The sequence below is a fragment of the Kitasatospora sp. NPDC058406 genome (assembly GCF_042722765.1).
Lineage (GTDB): Bacteria > Actinomycetota > Actinomycetes > Streptomycetales > Streptomycetaceae > Kitasatospora.
Window position 1 is genome coordinate 6,172 of record NZ_JBHXKE010000002.1, and the last position, 16,218, is coordinate 22,389.

The following is a 16,218-nucleotide window of genomic DNA, read 5'->3' on the forward strand; positions in this document are numbered from 1 at the left end:
TCTTCCGCGCCGGGGGGGGGGGGGGCCCCCCGCCCGCCCCCCCCCCCCCCCCGCGGGCGGGGGGGGGGGGGGGGGGGGGGGGGGGCGGGGGGGGGGGGGGGCGCCCCCCCCCCCCCCCCACGGCCGTACCCCGGACGGCGGTCCCGGGCGTGGGCCCCGGACGGCCGCCCGGCTTCGGCTAGACGGCGCGCAGCCGGCGGGCGAGCTCGGCGGCCGCGGCCCCCGGGTCGTCCGCGCCGGTGATCGCCCGGACCACCACGACCCGGCGGGCGCCCGCGGCCAGCACCTCGTCCAGGTTGCCCAGGTCGATGCCGCCGATGGCGAACCACGGCCGGTCGGTGGGCCGCCCGGCCGCGTACGAGACCAGGCCGAGGCCCGGCGCGTGGCGGCCCGGCTTGGTGGGGGTCGGCCAGACCGGCCCGGTGCAGAAGTAGTCCACGCCGGGCTCCGCGATCGCCGCGTCCACCTCGGACTCGGCGTGGCAGGACCGCCCGATCAGTACGTCGTCGCCGAGGATCGCGCGGGCGGCCGGCACCGGCAGGTCGTCCTGCCCGAGGTGCAGCACGTCCGGTCCGGCCGCATGGGCGACGTCGGCGCGGTCGTTGACGGCGAGCAGCGCGCCGTGCCGCCGGCAGGCGTCGGCGAAGACCTCCAGCGCCGCGAGTTCCTGCCTGGCCTCCAGGCCCTTGTCCCGCAGCTGGACGATGTCCACCCCGCCGGCCAGCGCCGCGTCGAGGAACTGGGCGAGGTCGCCCTGCTCACGGCGGGCGTCGGTGCACAGGTAGAGCCGGGCGTCGGCGAGACTCCGACGCCGGGTGTCGGCCGCCATCAGATCAGCATCGCCTGGGCGCGGCGCTTGACCTCGGTGCCGCGGTTCTCCTGCAGCGCCTGGATCGGGCTGCCGGGGAGCGACGGGTCCTCGGTGAAGAGCCACTCCAGGATCTCCACGTCGTTGTAGCCGCAGTCGCGCAGCACGGTCAGCGTTCCGGACAGGTGCTTGACCAGCCCGGTGCCGTCGATGAACGCGGCCGGGACCTGCAGCGACCTGTTCGGGCCGCGGCGCACGGCGATCAGTCCGCCGTGCTTGACCATGTCACGCACCTCGGTGACCCGGACCCCCCACTGCTCCGAGATGTCGGGCAGGTACATCCAGTCGGTGACCAGGGCTTCAATCTTGCTTTCGATCTCACTCACGTCACCAGACTGCCACCTCCGCGGCCCGCCGCGCACCAATCGGCCCCGCGGACTACCCGGCGACGGCCGACTTCAGCGGTACCGCGGGGTCCGCCGCACGGGCCCTGTCCAGCACCGCACCGCGTTCGACCAGCCGTCGGCCCTGGGTCAGATCGCGCGGGCGGTCGACGGCGAGCAGCGCGCGCAGGGCGCCGTCGCGCAGCCAGAGCACCGACCAGTCCGGCCCGTCCGGCGAACCGCGCCAGAGCAGTTCGTCGCCCTCGGCGTGCCGCCCGGCGTACTGCGCCCTGCGGCCGAACTGCTCGGACCAGAAGTACTGCACCGGGTCGTACGGCGGCGCGTCCGTGCCGAGCACCGAGGCCGCCGCCGCCGTGGCGGACTGCAGCGCGTGGTCCCAGTGCTGGACGGCCAGGCGGACGCCGGAGCGCGCCGAGGGGTAGCTGACGCAGTCGCCGGCCGCGAAGACGCGGGGCAGGCCGGTGCGCAGCCGCTCGTCCACCAGGACGGCGCCGGCCGCGTCCAGCTCCACGCCGGAGCCGGCCAGCCAGCCGGTCGCCGGGCGGGCCCCGACGCCGACCACCACCTCGTCGGCCGGCAGGTGCGAGCCGTCGGCGAGCAGCACCGCGCCCGGTTCGACGGCGGCGACCCCCACGCCGCAGCGCAGCTCGACCCCCGCCTCGGCGTACCAGCCGGCCATCACCCGGCCGATCTCGGTGGGCAGGGCGCCGGGGACGGGGGCCGGGCCCGCCTCGACGACGGTCACCTCGCAGCCGGCGGCCCGGGCGGCGGTGGCCACCTCGGCGCCGATCCAGCCCGCGCCGACCAGCGCCAGGCGCAGGCCCGGGCGGAGCAGGGCGCGCAGGGCGAGCGCGTCGTCCACGGTGTGCAGCAGGTGGGCCCGCTCGGCGCCGGGCAGGGCGCGCGGTTCGGCGCCGGTGGCGATCACCAGCGAGCCGTAGGGCAGGTCGCCGGCGTCGGTGTGCAGCACGCCGGGGGTGAGGCCGGTGGCCCGGCGGCCGGTGAGGAGCTCGACGTCCAGCTGCCCGAAGTCGAGGTCGAGGTCGAGGGCGGTGGTGTCGGCCTTGCCGAGCAGCACGTCCTTGGAGAGCGGCGGCCGGTCGTACGGCGCGTGCGGTTCCGCGCCGACCAGCACGATCCGCCCCTGCCAGCCGTCGCGCCGCAGCACGAGGGCGCACTGGGCCCCCGCCAGCCCCGCGCCGACCACGACCACCTGATCCGTCCGGTCCGCCCCGCTCTTGTCCGCCACGCCCGTCACTGTACCCAGCCCGGCCCCGGGCCCTCCGGTCCGGTCCGGGCGGCCCGCCCGGGGCCCGTTCCGCCCCTCGTACGCGCCTTCAACGGCCGCACCCCCCGGAGTTATGGTGGGGGCACCATCACGGGAGCCCGGCGTACCGGGCTGAGAGGCGGGCTGGAACGGCCTGCGACCGTCCGAACCTGATCCGGGTCATACCGGCGAAGGGAGAGCAGCGACTTTGACACGCTTGGCGAAAGGCGCCCAGGCCGACGTGCTGGTGATAGGCGGCGGCGTCATCGGACTCGTGGTCGCCTGGCGGGCGGCCCAGCGCGGGCTCCGCGTGGTCGTGGCCGACCCGGCGCACGGCGGCGGCGCCGCCCAGGTCGCGGCCGGGATGCTCGCCCCGGTCACCGAGCTCCAGTACGGCGAGGAGCCGCTGCTGCGCCTCGGCATGGCGTCCAACGAGCGCTACGCGGCCTTCGCCGCCGAGCTCACCGAGGCGAGCGGCGGCCAGGACACCGGCTACCGGCAGTGCGGCACGATCGCGGTCGCCCTGGACTCCGACGACCGCGCGGAACTGCGCGAACTGCACGACTTCCACCGCAGGCTCGGCCTGGACTCGCAGTGGCTCACCGGCCGCGAGGCCCGCCGGCTGGAGCCGATGCTCGCCCCGGGCGTCCGCGGCGGCCTGCACGTCACCGACGACCACCAGGTCGACGGCCGCCGGCTCGCCGGGGCCCTGGTGCGCGCCTGCGAGCGCGCAGGCGTGCTCCTGCACCGCGCCGAGGCCGTCGGACTGCTGGTCGAGCACGACCGCGCCGTCGGCGCCCGGCTGTCCACCGGCGAGAGCGTCACCGCCGACCAGGTCGTCCTCGCCGCCGGCTCCCGCAGCCACCTGCTGCCGGGGCTGCCGGAGGGAGTGCTGCCGGCGATCCGCCCGGTCAAGGGCCAGATCCTTCGGCTGCTGGTCCCCGAGGCGTACCGGCCGTTCCTCTCCCGCAACGTCCGCGCGGTGGTCCGCGGGCAGCACCTCTACCTGGTGCCGCGGGAGAACGGCGAGCTGGTGATCGGCGCCACCAGCGAGGAGCAGGGGTACGACACCACGGTCACCGCCGGCGGCGTGTACGAGCTGCTCCGCGACGCCCACGAGCTGGTCCCCGGCATCACCGAGCTGCCGCTGACCGAGACCGCCGCCGGTCTGCGCCCGGGCTCGCCCGACAACGCGCCGCTGCTCGGCCCGACCGCGCTGCCCGGCCTGGTCGCGGCCACCGGTCACTACCGCAACGGGGTGCTGCTCACCCCGGTCACCGGCGACCTGCTCGCCGAGTACCTGGCCACCGGCGTGACGCCGGACCTCGCCGAGCCGTTCTCCCCCGCCCGCTTCACGAAGGTCCCCGCATGAGCGACATCACCCTGCACGTCAACGGCGAGCCCCGGACGGTCGCCGCCCCGACCACCCTCGCCGAGGTGGTGGCCACGCTCAGCCGGGCCCACTCCGGGGTCGCCGCCGCGCTGAACGAGACCGTGGTGCCACGCACCGACTGGCCGCGCACGGAGCTCTCCGCCGGCGACCGGATCGAGATCCTCACCGCCGTCCAGGGAGGCTGACATGGCCGACGACGCCTTCACCATCGCCGGTACCGCCTTCGGCTCGCGCCTGATCATGGGCACCGGCGGCGCCCCCAGCCTGGAGGTCCTGGAGCAGGCGCTGCGGGTCTCGGGCACCGAGCTGACCACGGTGGCGATGCGCCGGGTCAACGCCGCCACCCAGGGCTCGGTCCTCGACGTGCTGACCCGCAACGGCATCCGCGTGCTGCCCAACACCGCGGGCTGCTTCACCGCCGGCGAGGCCGTGCTGACGGCCCGGCTGGCCCGCGAGGCGCTCGGCACCGACTGGGTGAAGCTGGAGGTGATCGCCGACGAGCGGACCCTCCTGCCGGACCCGATCGAACTGCTGGACGCCGCCGAGATCCTGGTCGACGACGGCTTCACCGTCCTGCCGTACACCAACGACGACCCGGTGCTGGCCCGGAAGCTGGAGGACGTCGGCTGCGCGGCGATCATGCCGCTCGGCTCCCCGATCGGCTCCGGCCTGGGGATCCGCAACCCGCACAACTTCCAGCTGATCGTGGAGAGCGCGGGCGTCCCGGTGATCCTGGACGCCGGCGCCGGCACCGCCTCCGACGTGGCCCTCGCGATGGAGCTGGGCTGCGCGGCCGTGATGCTCGCCTCCGCCGTCACCCGCGCCCAGGACCCGGTGCTGATGGCCGACGCGATGCGGCACGCCGCCGAGGCCGGCCGGCTGGCCTACCGGGCCGGCCGGATCCCGCGCCGCTTCCACGCCGAGGCCTCCTCGGCGATGGCCGGCCGGGCCGAGCTGGACACCCGCGAGCACCCGGCGTTCTGACCCGGCGTTCCGACGCGGCCCCGGCACCGGCGCCGCCGCACGGTGTCACGAACCGGGCACAGACCGGCCCCGGGAGCGGTGCCTCCCGGGGCCGGCCGGGGCCCAAGCCCTAGACTCGCCGGGTGGACATGGCACTGCGCGACCCCCTGATCGGTACCCTGCTCGACGGCCGGTACCTGGTCGAGCGGCGCATCGCGGCCGGCGGCATGTCCACCGTCTACCAGGGCACCGACAGCCGGCTCGACCGGGTCGTGGCGCTCAAGGTGATGCACCCCACGCTCGCCGGCGACACCGCCTTCACGACCCGGTTCATCCGCGAGGCCAAGGCCGTCGCCCGGCTCGCCCACCCGAACGTGGTCAACGTCTTCGACCAGGGCGCGGACGGCGGAAACGTTTTCCTCGCCATGGAGTACGTCCCCGGCGGCACCCTCCGCGACCTGCTGCGCGACCGCGGCGCGCTCTCCATCAGGGCCGCGCTGGACATCCTGGAGCCGGTGCTCGCCGCGCTCGGCGCCGCCCACCGGGCCGGCCTGGTCCACCGCGACGTCAAGCCCGAGAACGTGCTGATCACCGACGACGGCCTGGTCAAGGTCGCCGACTTCGGACTGGTCCGGGTGCTGAACACCGCCGACGGCGCCTCCACCGCCGCGACCGCCGGCACCGTGCTCGGCACCGTCTCCTACCTGGCGCCCGAACAGATCCGACCGGGCGACGAGACCGACCAGCGGGTGGACGTCTACGCGGCCGGCATCCTGCTCTACGAGATGCTCACCGGACACCGCCCGCACACCGGCGAGAACCCCGTCCAGGTGATGTACCGCCACCTGCACGAGGACGTTCCGGCCCCCTCCGCCGACGTGCCCGGCGTCGGCCCCGGGCTGGACGCGATAGTGGCCGGCGCCTGCGCCCGCGACCGCGCGGCCCGCCCCCACGACGCGGTCGAGCTGCTCGCCGCCCTCCAGCGGGTGCGCCGCACGCTCACCCCGGACCAGCTGGACGCCGAACCGCCCGCCTCCACCCGGCCCAGCCCGCAGTACCCGACCGCCGAGCCCACCTCGGTGATCGCCGCCGGCCGCCCGGTCGAGCGGACCAGCGTGCTGGACGTGCCGCCGGACGTGATGGAGCAGCTGCTCGCCGAGCCGCGCCCGTACGACGAGCCGCCGCCGGTCCGTTCCCGCCGGGCCCCCGGCCGGCTGCGCCGCCTCCCCCGCCGGCCGCTGATCTGGACGGCCGTGCTGACCGCCCTGGTGCTGCTGGTCGGCGGCACCACGTACGCGCTCTCCGGCGCGCTGTACGGCACCGTGCCGGGGGTGCTCGGCAAGGACCGGGCCGAGGCCCAGCGGATCCTGGACGGCGCCGACATGCACGGCCGGTTCACCGAGGTGTACAGCGAGACCGTGCCGTCGGGGCTGGTGATCTCCACCGACCCGGGCGTCGGCGCGCGGGCCCGGAAGAGCGACACCGTGACGGTCACGGTGTCCCGGGGGCCGAAGCGGATCGCGGTGCCCGAGCTGGCGGGCAAGCCGTCCGCGCAGGCGTCCTCGGCGCTGGCCGGTGCGCAGCTGGCCGCCGGGACGGTGACCGAGACGCACAGCGACACCGTCCCGGAGGGATCGGTGATCAGCAGTTCACCGGCGGCCGGGCAGCAGGTCGCGGAGAACACGCCGGTCTCGCTGGTGGTCAGCAAGGGCATGGTGGCCGTCCCGGACGTGGCCGGGATGTCGAAGGAGGCGGCCGAGAAGGCGCTCCAGGCCGCCGGGTTCGCCATGCAGAGCAGCGGGGTGAACCTGTTCGGCACCGGCAAGGTCTCCGGCCAGTCGCCGGCCGCCGGGGAGCGCCGTCCTCAGCGCACCGTGGTCACGGTCACGTTCCCGTTCCTCTAGCCGGCCGCGGCCGGCCGGGCCGCCCGCGCGGTCAGCGCAGTGGCCCGTCGCCCGGCTCCTCCTGGTGGGAGTAGCGCTGCTCCTGCCAGGGGTCGGCCAGGTTGTGGTAGCCGCGTTCCTCCCAGAAGCCCCGCCGGTCGGCCCGCATGTACTCGACCGCGCGGACCCATTTGGGCCCCTTCCAGGCGTACCGGCCGGGGACGACCAGCCGGACCGGGAAGCCGTGCTCGGCAGTGAGGGCCTCGCCGTTGCGGTGGGTCGCGAGGATCGTCGCCGGGTCGGCGAAGTCGGCGAGCCGCAGGTTGGCGCTGTAGCCGTACTCGGCCCAGACCATGACGTGGCTGACGTCCTCGGCCGGCGGTGCCAGCTCCAGCAGGACGGAGGCCGACACGCCCGTCCACTCGCTGTCGAGCACGGAGAATTTGGTGACGCAGTGGAGGTCCGCACGGACGGTGGTGCGGGGCAGTGCGGTGAACCCGTCGAAGTCCCAGCTGTGCTTCTCCGCCGAGGCGGTCGCACCGAACACCTGGAGGTCCCACGTCAGTGGCTTGAAGCGGGGCACCGGACCGTAGTGCAGCGCAGGCCAGCCGCGTCGGGCGCGCTGGCCCGGGGGGAGCCTCGGGTCAGACGGCGGCGGCGGTTCTTGTTCGGACTGACCCATGGATCCCATGGTGACAGACGGCGGACGGCGCCCGGCGCGCGCCCCTTTCCAGGCCCGCACGCCCCGCCCGTACGGGCCAACGGACAAGCAAATCGGATATTCCGACACATGTCCTAGTGAGTGTGAACTTACTGGAATTTCCTCCCGCCGCGGTGCCAGGATGCGTGCAGCCGGAGGGTACGGCCGAGGTTTCCCGGACGCACAGAGGAAGGCAGCGCCATGAAGGGCGACGCAGAAGTCATCGAGTTCCTGAACGAGCAGCTCACCGCCGAGCTGACCGCAATCAACCAGTACTTTCTGCACGCCAAGATGCAGGAGAACTTCGGCTGGACGAAGCTCGCGAAGTACACCCGGCACGAGTCGTTCGACGAGATGAAGCACGCCGAGGTGCTCACCGACCGGATCCTCTTCCTGGACGGCCTGCCCAACTACCAGCGGCTCTTCCACGTCCGGATCGGTCAGACGGTCAAGGAGATGTTCGAGGCCGACCGCCAGGTCGAAGTCGAGGCGATCGACCGGCTGAAGCGCGGGATCGTGGTGATGCGGGCCAAGAACGACGTCACCTCGGCCAACATCTTCGAGTCCATCCTGGCGGACGAGGAGCACCACATCGACTACCTCGACACCCAGCTCGAACTGCTGGAGAGGCTCGGGGAGGCGCTGTACCTCGCCCAGCTGATCGAGCAGCCGGAGTCCTGAGTCCCGGCTCAGGCCACGCGCAGCGGAGCCATCGGGCCCATCGGAGCGACCGCCGGCTCGTCGGGCGCCTCCGGGTCGGCGAGCCCCAGCCTGACGGCGAGCCGGGCGGTGGGGCAGGGCCGTGCACCGTGCTCGCCGAGCAGGGCCTGGATCCGGCGGACGCAGGAGCCGCAGTCGGTGCCCGCCTTGCAGCCCTTGGCGATCTGGCGCGGCGTGTTGGCGCCCGCGTCGATCTCCTTCTTCACCTGGGCCTCGGTGACCGCATGGCACATGCACACGTACATCGCGGTCTCTCCCGGGGGTGAAGCGGAATGGATCTTGACTAAGGATTGCCTTAGCTCACTAAGCCTCACCTTACCCGGCGATCCGGGTGCGAAAAAGCCCCTCCGGACTCGGGAGTCCCGAATCCGGAGGGGCTTTCGTCACATCGTCCGCGCGGTGCGCCGCTCGGCGGCGGCCCGGGCGGCCCGGGGCGGACGCTCAGTTCCCGCCGCGGTACATCTCGGCCACCAGGAACGCCAGGTCCAGCGACTGGCTGCGGTTGAGCCGCGGGTCGCAGGCCGTCTCGTAGCGCTGGTGCAGGTCGTCGACCAGCACCTCGTCGCCGCCACCGACGCACTCGGTGACGTCGTCGCCGGTCAGCTCCACGTGGATGCCGCCCGGGTGGGTGCCGAGCGCGCGGTGCACCTCGAAGAAGCCCTTGACCTCGTCGAGCACGTCGTCGAAGCTGCGGGTCTTGTGGCCGCTGGACGCCTCGAAGGTGTTGCCGTGCATCGGGTCGCAGATCCAGACCGGCTGGGCGCCGGAGGCGGTGACCTTCTCCACCAGGGTGGGCAGGTGGTCGCGGACCTTGCCCGCGCCCATCCGGGTGATGAAGGTGAGCCGGCCGGGCTCACGCTCCGGGTCGAGCCGCTCGATCAGGGTGAGCGCCTCGTCGACCGAGGTGGTCGGACCGAGCTTCACGCCGATCGGGTTGCGCACCTTCGAGGCGAACTCGATGTGCGCGTGGTCCAGCTGGCGGGTGCGCTCGCCGATCCAGACCATGTGGCCGGAGACGTCGTACAGATCGCCGGTCCGGGAGTCCACCCGGGTCATCGCGGTCTCGTAGTCGAGGATCAGCGCCTCGTGCGAGGAGAAGAACTCGACGGTCTTGAACTCCTCCGGCGCCACGCCGCAGGCGTTCATGAAGGCCAGCGCGTTGTCGATCTCGCGGGCGAGCTGCTCGTAACGCTGGCCGGCCGGCGAGTTGCGCACGAAGTCCTGGTTCCAGGCGTGCACCTGGCGCAGGTCCGCGTAGCCGCCGGTGGTGAAGGCGCGCACCAGGTTGAGCGTCGCCGCGGAGGCGTTGTACATCCGCTTCAGGCGCTCCGGGTCCGGGATCCGGGACTCCGGGGTGAAGTCGAAGCCGTTCACCGAGTCACCGCGGTAGACCGGCAGGGTCACGCCGTCGCGGGTCTCGGTCGACTTGGAGCGCGGCTTGGAGTACTGGCCGGCGATGCGGCCGACCTTCACCACCGGGACGGAGGCCGCGTACGTCAGCACGGCCGCCATCTGGAGCAGCGTCTTCAGCTTGTTGCGGATGTGTTCGGCCGAGACGCCGTCGAAGGCCTCGGCACAGTCGCCGCCCTGAAGGAGGAACGCCTCGCCTCGGGCCACGGCACCGAGCCGGGCGCGCAGCTGGTCGCACTCACCGGCGAAGACGAGCGGCGGATACGAGGCGAGCTCGGCAAGGGTCTTGCGCAGAGCCTCTTGGTCCGGCCATTCAGGCTGCTGCGCCGCGGGCAGGGACTGCCAGGAGTGGCCAATCCGGGATGTCTCAGTCGTCACGGTCACACGGGCAAGGCTACGGGGTGCGCCGACCGTTTTGTGACCACTGCCCGAGGGGTGAGACATCCGCCGGACAAATTTCCGGTGATCCTCCTCACCCGGCCACCCGTGCCATCCGCTAGGCTCGATCCCGTGAACGCACCGCGCACCTCCTCCTGGTGGTGGGCCGACCCCCTGGGTGGCCCACGTATCGCGCGTTCCTAGACGAACACGACGGCCGCCCCTCGGGGCGGCCGTCGGCGTTTCAGCGGACGACCCTCCCGGGAGCGGATTCCAGCACCGCAACCGACCCGGAAGGAACGCCGCACCGTGACCAGCGCCGCCGATCTCCTCGCCCGTCTCACCGGCCCCGACGCACCGGCCTTCGCCCTGCTGCACCGCCGCACCCCCCGCACCGCCCCGGACACCGTCGAGGTCCTGCTCGGCACCGTCGGCCGGTACGACCGGCTGGCCGACCTGCCGGTCCGCCACGGCGTCCCCGCCGACGGCCCCGTCCACGACCTGCTCGCGCTGGTCCCCTACCGGCAGATCCGCGAACGCGGCTTCGAGGCGCACGACGACGACGCCCCGCTCCAGGCGCTCTCGGTCACCGAGCAGTACGCCGTGCCGCTGGCCGACCTGGCCGACGCCCTCCCCCGGTCCCCCGTCACCCTCACCGGCGGCGCCTTCGACATCGCCGACGACGAGTACGCCACGATCGTCCGCCGGGTGATCGAGGACGAGATCGGACGCGGCGAGGGCGCCAACTTCGTCATCAGGCGCGACTTCACCGCCACGCTGGAGGACTTCTCCCCCGCTCTGGCGCTCACCCTCTTCGGCCGTCTGCTGGAGCAGGAGCGCGGCGCCTACTGGACCTTCCTGGTCCACACCGGCGAACGCGTCCTGGTCGGCGCCTCGCCCGAGGTGCACGTCCGGCAGAGCGGCGGGACGGTCGTGATGAACCCCATCTCCGGCACCTACCGCTACCCGGCCGCCGGCGCCGACCTCGACTCGCTGCTCACCTTCCTCCACGACGCCAAGGAGCTGGAGGAGCTGACCATGGTGGTCGACGAGGAGCTCAAGATGATGTGCACCGTCGGCGACCTCGGCGGTCAGGTCCTCGGCCCCCGGCTCAAGGAGATGTCCCACCTCGCGCACACCGAGTACGAGCTGCGCGGCCGCACCTCGCTGGACGTCCGCGAGGTGCTCAAGGAGACCATGTTCGCCGCCACCGTCACCGGCAGCCCGGTGCAGAACGCGACCCGGGTGATCCGCCGGTACGAGCGCGGCGGGCGCGGCTACTACTCCGGCGCGCTCGCCCTGATCGGCCGCTCCGCCAGCGGCGGCCAGCTGCTCGACTCACCGATCTGCATCCGCGCCGCCGACATCGACCCGGCCACCGGCCGCCTCGCCGTCCGGGTCGGCGCGACCCTCGTCCGGCACTCCGACCCCGACTCCGAGGTCGCCGAGACCCACGCCAAGGCGGCCGGGGTGCTCACCGCGATCGGCGCCCGCCCCACCCCCTCCCGGCGCCCGGGCCCGACGGGCCCGCGGCTCGGCGACGACCACCGCGTCCAGGCCGCGCTGGACGCCCGGCGCGCCGGGCTGGCCCCGTTCTGGCTGCGGATGCAGCAGCCCGCGCAGGTCACCGAGGAGCTGGAGACCCTGGTGGTCGACGGCGAGGACACCTTCACCGCCATGCTGGCCCACCTGCTGACCTCGCTCGGCCACCGGGTCACCGTGGTCCGGTACGACGAACCCGGCCTGCGCGCGCGGGTCGCCGCCCACCCCGGCCCGCTGGTGCTCGGCCCCGGCCCCGGCGACCCGGCCGCCGACGACGACCCGAAGATGGCCGTGCTGCGCCCGATCGTCACCGACGCGCTCGCCGCCGTCCGGGCCGGCCGGCGGACCGCGCCGCTGCTCGCCGTCTGCCTCAGCCACCAGCTGCTGTCGGCCGCGCTCGGCCTGCCGCTGGCCCGCAAGGACGTGCCCTACCAGGGGGCCCAGGAGACCGTCGACCTCTTCGGGACCAGGCGGACGGTCGGCTTCTACAACACCTTCACCGCCCGCTGCTCGGCCGAGGACGCGGCCCGGCTGGCCGCCGAGGGCGTGGAGGTCTCCCGCGACCCGCTGACCGGGGACGTGCACGCGCTGCGCGGACCGGGCTTCGCCGGGCTCCAGTTCCACCCGGAGTCGGTGCTCACCCGGGAGGGCGTGGGGATCGTCGCCGGGCTGCTGCGCGACGCGTCGGCCGTCACCCGCTGACCCCGCCCCGGGCGGGGGCCCGCCGCAGCGCGCCCCCGCCCGGTCCGCACGCGGCCGCCGCACGCCCCGTCAGGTCCCGTAAGTTCCCGTCCGGTCCCGTCCGGTCCCGTCAGGTTCCGGGCGCCGGGTCAGATCTCGTCGTCCAGCCCCTGCTCGATCGCGTACCGGACCAGCTCGACCCGGTTGTGCAACTGGAGCTTGCCCAGGGTGTTCTGGACGTGGTTCTGCACCGTGCGGTGGGAGAGCACCAGCCGGTCGGCGATCTGCCGGTAGGACAGGCCCTTGGCGACCAGTCGCAGCACCTCGGTCTCCCGGGCGGTGAGCTGCGGGACGGCGGGAGCCGTCGGGGCGGCCGGCTCGGCGGCCAGCCGGCGGAACTCCCCCAGCACCAGCCCGGCCAGGCCCGGGGTGAAGACCGCGTCGCCGACGGCGGTGCGGCGCACCGCGTCCAGCAGCTCCTCCCGCCCGGCCGACTTGACGAGGTAGCCGGTCGCGCCGGACTTCACCGCCTCCAGCACGTCCGCGTGCTCGCCGCTCGCGGAGAGCACCAGGACCCGCACCGTCGGATCCTGGGCGACCACCTGACGGCAGGCCTCGGCGCCGGACAGTCCGGGCAGGTTGAGGTCGAGCACCACCACCTGCGGGGAGCAGGCACGGGCCCGGCGGACGGCCTCCTCCCCGTCACCGGCGGTGGCCACCACGTCGAAGCCGGACTCGGCGAGATCGCGGGAGACGGCGTCGCGCCACATCGGGTGGTCGTCCACCACCATGACCCGCACCGGCCGGTCGGCCGGCTGCGGGTCGGTCGGTCGGTCGTTCATGGTCGGCACCCTCTCAGGGCAGGTTGCACGGACGGGCGGAAGGTCTTCCGGAAGCCGCGGGAGCCACCCCGGGACCGGGCGCGCGGCGCTCTCACCGGACGCCGTGCGGAACGTCCCGCACACCGCTGCGCGGGACACGGAGCTCGACCTCGACGCCCTCCCCCGGCGACGAGTACAGCTCGGCCGTGCCGCCGAGGTCCAGCAGCCGGCCGCGGATCGACTGGGAGACGCCGAGCCGCCCGGCCCGCTCCGCCTCACCGAGCCGACCGGGTGCGAAGCCCGGGCCGTCGTCGCGGATCGACACCGTGACGGCCTCCGGCTCGTCCTCGACCAGGATCCAGGCGCCGGCCCCGGGCCCCGCGTGCCGGCGGACGTTGTCCACCGCGGCCCCGACGGCGGCGGCCAGCTCGCCGGCGGCGGCGGCGGGCAGCAGCACCGGTGTGCCGGGCGCCGAGAGGGTCACCCGCTCGCCCGCGTAGGGGGTGAGCAGGTCGCGCAGGTCCTGCGGCTGCGCCGGCTCGCGCTGGGCGGGCAGCGGACCGCCGCTCATCAGCGTGCGCAGGGCGCGTTCCTGCTCCCCCGCCAGCCGGCCGAGCTCGGTGAAGTCGGGGCCCCCGCCGGACTGTTCGGCACCCCGGCGCTGGACGAGGGCGAGCACCTGGAGCACCCCGTCGTGGATGTCCCGGGAGAGCCGCTCGCGCTCCCGGGTGGCCGCCTCGACCTGGAGCGCCCGGGTGAGGGTCGCCTCGCTGGCCCGGGCCAGTTCGATGACGTAGCCGATCGCGCAGCCGGCCACCATGAGCAGCACGATGTTGTGGATGTTGTCGCCGGTCGGGCCCCCGTGGCCGAGGATGTTGGCCACCCCGATCACCGAACCGGCCGCCGCCGCCCAGCGCCAGCCGCCGCGGCCGGCGAAGCCGAGCACCGTACCGGCGGCCCAGATGGTCGGCAGGGTGGGCGCACCGTGGCTGATCCGGGACGGCGCGTCGGTCAGCCCGCTCATCACGATGCCGGTGACGGCGAGCGTCAGGTCGGTGCCGAGCACGTACCAGGTGCAGCGCAGCGGGCCGGAGAAGGCGCGGGTGGAGGCCAGCGTCCAGAGGGTCAGCGCCCCGAGGTAGATCCAGCCGGCGACGGGGTGCAGGAACTCCAGGTAGGAGTTGAAGTACCGGATCAGGGCGTAGGCGAGCGCCAGCACCCGGAAGAAGGAGATCGCCCGCCAGAGCGGGTGCTCGACGGACATGCCGCCGGCCGCCACGGCCCCGCCGACCGCCCCGGTTCTGCCGTCGTCCGTCATCCCCGCTGTCCTCCCCCGACGCCCGGCCGGTGCCCTGCTCAGGCCGGCCCGGTCTCCTTCTGCTGCTGGTCCTGCGCCTGTCCGGCGGCCTTGTCGGCCTCCGCCTGCTCGCTCTTCTCCGTCTCGGCCTTCTCCGTCTCGGCCTTCTCGGCCTTGGCGGCGGCCTGTTCGGCCTTCTGGACCGCCTTGCGCTCGGCGTCCGCACGCTTCTTGTCGTCGGCGATCTGCCGCTTGGCGGCGGTCGCGTAGACGTCCACGTACTCCTGGCCGGAGAGTCGCATGATCTCGTACATCACCTCGTCCGTCACCGAACGGAGGATGAACCGGTCGTTCTCCATGCCGTGGTAGCGGGAGAAGTCCAGCGGGCGGCCGATCCTGATGCCCGGGCGGATACCGAAGTTCGGGACCACCTGGCCGGGCGGCTGCACCTTCTCGGTGTCGATCATCGCGACCGGGATGACCGGCGCACCGGTGGCCAGCGCGACGCGGGCCAGACCGCCGACCTTGCCGCGGTACAGCTTGCCGTCGGGCGAGCGGGTGCCCTCCGGGTAGACGCCGAACAGCTCGCCGCGGTCCAGCACCGCGATCGCGGAGCGGATCGCCGCCTCGCCGGCGCCGCGCACGCCCGAGCGGTCCACCGGGAGCTGGCCGACGCCCTTGAAGAACGCCGCGGTCAGCCGGCCCTTGAGGCCTGGGGTGGTGAAGTACTCGGCCTTCGCGATGAAGGTCACCCGACGCTTGATCAGCGCGGGGAAGAAGAAGGAGTCCGAGAAGGAGAGGTGGTTGCTCGCGATGATCGCGGCACCCTCGGTGGGGATGTTCTCCTCACCCTCGATCCACGGCCGGAAGAAGATCCGTAGCAGTGGCGCGACGATCATCTTCATCAGTCGGTAGAACAACCCGGGCCTCCTGTATTGCGGACCGGTCGATCCTAATGCCCTTCGGTGCCCGCCCGTGCCCCGCCCCGCCCCGCCGGGGTGTCCGGCGGGGTGTCAGGCGGGGGTGTACGGCGCGGGCGGGCCCGTGGGACGATGCGGTTTCCGCAGCCTCCCGTACCGGTGCACCGACCAGCGCGCACCGGCGCGGGCCGGCGTCACCTCTCCAGCGTCCCCGCCCGCGAAGGAGCCCGCCATGCCGCTGCTGCCCGGCGCCGAACCGTACCGCCACCCGGGCGGACCGGTGGGCGTCCTGCTCTGTCACGGGTTCACCGGCACGCCCCAGTCGCTCCGCCCCTGGGCGGAGGAGCTGGCCGCGGCCGGGCACACCGTCGCGCTGCCGCTGCTGCCGGGGCACGGCACCCGCTGGGAGGACATGCAGCAGACGCGGTGGGAGGACTGGTACGCCGAGGTCGAGCGCGAGCTGCTGACACTCGCCGCGGAGTGCGAGCAGGTCTTCGTGTGCGGGCTCTCGATGGGCGGCGGGCTGGCGCTGCGGCTGGCCGCGGTGCACGGGTCGGTGATCTCCGGCCTGGTCCTGGTCAACCCGTCGGTGCGGTCGGACAACCCCGCGAGTGTGCTTCTGCCGGTGCTGCGGCACCTGCTCCCGAGCCTGCCCGGGGTGGCCGACGACATCGCCCGCGCCGGGGCGGCCGAGCTGGCCTACGACCGGACGCCGCTGCACGCCGCCTGGTCGCTGAGCCTGCTCTGGAAGGACGTCCAGCACCGGCTGCCACAGGTGACCCAGCCGGTGCTGCTCTTCCACAGCCCGCAGGACCACGTGGTCTCGGCGGCCAACTCCGAACTGGTGCTGGCCCGGATATCCTCGACCGACGTGACGGAGCGGCTGTGCCAGCGCAGCTACCACGTCGCGACGCTGGACCACGACGCGGCGGAAATATTCGCGGCCAGCCTGGACTTCATCCGACGGCTGGCTCCCGCGCAAGCGGCGGGCGTCACCCGGGTGGAATCCGACGATCACCAAGGCTGAAGGG

General features: G+C 73.9%; 16 protein-coding genes and 1 riboswitch. Of the genes, 7 read left to right on the plus strand and 9 right to left on the minus strand.

Features of this window, described 5'->3' with window-relative positions; all coding sequences use genetic code 11:
- Nucleotides 1-178: 178 nt before the first annotated feature.
- From thiE to ACFWOG_RS00555, 3 genes are read right to left on the minus strand one after another with little or no spacing between them, the layout of a single operon-like run.
- On the minus strand, nucleotides 179-829 hold the full coding sequence (gene thiE / locus ACFWOG_RS00545) for a thiamine phosphate synthase (protein WP_329882165.1): 651 nt from the start codon (nucleotides 827-829) through the stop codon (nucleotides 179-181).
- Entirely contained in the window at nucleotides 829-1,194 is a 366-nt protein-coding gene (locus tag ACFWOG_RS00550; protein ID WP_329882166.1) for an Rv2175c family DNA-binding protein, read from the minus strand. Before ACFWOG_RS00550 ends, thiE begins: the two co-directional genes overlap by 1 nt.
- A gap of 52 nt (nucleotides 1,195-1,246) precedes the next feature.
- Entirely contained in the window at nucleotides 1,247-2,461 is a 1,215-nt protein-coding gene (locus ACFWOG_RS00555; protein ID WP_380353382.1) for an NAD(P)/FAD-dependent oxidoreductase, read from the minus strand.
- Between the two features lie 119 nt (nucleotides 2,462-2,580).
- Nucleotides 2,581-2,693: riboswitch (TPP riboswitch) on the plus strand.
- A gap of 3 nt (nucleotides 2,694-2,696) precedes the next feature.
- Between ACFWOG_RS00555 and thiO the strand changes: the two genes are divergently transcribed.
- The 4 genes from thiO to pknB all read left to right on the plus strand — a co-directional run bounded on the left by thiO (nucleotide 2,697) and on the right by pknB (nucleotide 6,739).
- The gene (gene thiO, locus ACFWOG_RS00560; protein ID WP_329952022.1) at nucleotides 2,697-3,851 is read left to right on the plus strand and encodes a glycine oxidase ThiO; all 1,155 of its coding nucleotides are present in this window, start codon (nucleotides 2,697-2,699) and stop codon (nucleotides 3,849-3,851) included.
- Nucleotides 3,848-4,057, plus strand: coding sequence for a sulfur carrier protein ThiS (gene thiS / locus ACFWOG_RS00565; RefSeq protein ID WP_329882169.1), 210 nt, complete (start codon nucleotides 3,848-3,850; stop codon nucleotides 4,055-4,057). Before thiO ends, thiS begins: the two co-directional genes overlap by 4 nt.
- Before the next feature lies 1 nt (nucleotide 4,058).
- A complete protein-coding gene (locus tag ACFWOG_RS00570; RefSeq protein WP_329882170.1) occupies nucleotides 4,059-4,856 on the plus strand; it encodes a thiazole synthase in 798 nt (265 codons plus the stop codon).
- A 128-nt stretch (nucleotides 4,857-4,984) separates the two neighbouring features.
- Nucleotides 4,985-6,739 (plus strand): Stk1 family PASTA domain-containing Ser/Thr kinase, encoded by a 1,755-nt coding sequence (pknB, locus tag ACFWOG_RS00575; RefSeq protein ID WP_355406943.1) that lies wholly within the window; start codon nucleotides 4,985-4,987, stop codon nucleotides 6,737-6,739.
- A 31-nt stretch (nucleotides 6,740-6,770) separates the two neighbouring features.
- Here pknB and ACFWOG_RS00580 read toward each other — a convergent pair whose 3' ends face one another.
- Complete coding sequence (locus ACFWOG_RS00580; RefSeq protein ID WP_380353387.1) at nucleotides 6,771-7,409, minus strand: molybdopterin-dependent oxidoreductase; 639 nt, start codon at nucleotides 7,407-7,409, stop codon at nucleotides 6,771-6,773.
- A gap of 210 nt (nucleotides 7,410-7,619) precedes the next feature.
- Here ACFWOG_RS00580 and bfr point away from each other — a divergent pair, with 210 nt between their 5' ends.
- Nucleotides 7,620-8,099 carry a bacterioferritin gene (gene bfr, locus ACFWOG_RS00585; RefSeq protein WP_329882172.1) on the plus strand — a complete coding sequence of 160 codons (480 nt, stop codon included), beginning with the start codon at nucleotides 7,620-7,622 and terminating at the stop codon, nucleotides 8,097-8,099.
- 8 nt (nucleotides 8,100-8,107) lie between these two features.
- Here bfr and ACFWOG_RS00590 read toward each other — a convergent pair whose 3' ends face one another.
- Together ACFWOG_RS00590 and ACFWOG_RS00595 are read right to left on the minus strand one after the other, a co-directional pair.
- Nucleotides 8,108-8,383, minus strand: a complete 276-nt coding sequence (locus ACFWOG_RS00590) for a bacterioferritin-associated ferredoxin (RefSeq protein ID WP_380353390.1) — start codon at nucleotides 8,381-8,383, stop codon at nucleotides 8,108-8,110.
- 196 nt (nucleotides 8,384-8,579) lie between these two features.
- Nucleotides 8,580-9,992, minus strand: coding sequence for a class II 3-deoxy-7-phosphoheptulonate synthase (locus tag ACFWOG_RS00595; RefSeq protein ID WP_380353392.1), 1,413 nt, complete (start codon nucleotides 9,990-9,992; stop codon nucleotides 8,580-8,582).
- Nucleotides 9,993-10,235: 243 nt separating this feature from the next.
- Here ACFWOG_RS00595 and ACFWOG_RS00600 point away from each other — a divergent pair, with 243 nt between their 5' ends.
- Complete coding sequence (locus tag ACFWOG_RS00600; protein ID WP_380353394.1) at nucleotides 10,236-12,170, plus strand: anthranilate synthase family protein; 1,935 nt, start codon at nucleotides 10,236-10,238, stop codon at nucleotides 12,168-12,170.
- Between the two features lie 128 nt (nucleotides 12,171-12,298).
- Here ACFWOG_RS00600 and ACFWOG_RS00605 read toward each other — a convergent pair whose 3' ends face one another.
- The 3 genes from ACFWOG_RS00605 to ACFWOG_RS00615 form a co-directional block, all read right to left on the minus strand.
- Nucleotides 12,299-12,991 carry a response regulator transcription factor gene (locus ACFWOG_RS00605; RefSeq protein WP_329882176.1) on the minus strand — a complete coding sequence of 231 codons (693 nt, stop codon included), beginning with the start codon at nucleotides 12,989-12,991 and terminating at the stop codon, nucleotides 12,299-12,301.
- Between the two features lie 91 nt (nucleotides 12,992-13,082).
- Nucleotides 13,083-14,288 (minus strand): MacS family sensor histidine kinase, encoded by a 1,206-nt coding sequence (gene macS, locus ACFWOG_RS00610; RefSeq protein WP_380353398.1) that lies wholly within the window; start codon nucleotides 14,286-14,288, stop codon nucleotides 13,083-13,085.
- A gap of 38 nt (nucleotides 14,289-14,326) precedes the next feature.
- A complete protein-coding gene (locus ACFWOG_RS00615; protein ID WP_380353492.1) occupies nucleotides 14,327-15,172 on the minus strand; it encodes a lysophospholipid acyltransferase family protein in 846 nt (281 codons plus the stop codon).
- A 247-nt stretch (nucleotides 15,173-15,419) separates the two neighbouring features.
- Between ACFWOG_RS00615 and ACFWOG_RS00620 the strand changes: the two genes are divergently transcribed.
- On the plus strand, nucleotides 15,420-16,214 hold the full coding sequence (locus tag ACFWOG_RS00620; RefSeq protein ID WP_329952017.1) for an alpha/beta fold hydrolase: 795 nt from the start codon (nucleotides 15,420-15,422) through the stop codon (nucleotides 16,212-16,214).
- Nucleotides 16,215-16,218 lie beyond the last annotated feature (4 nt).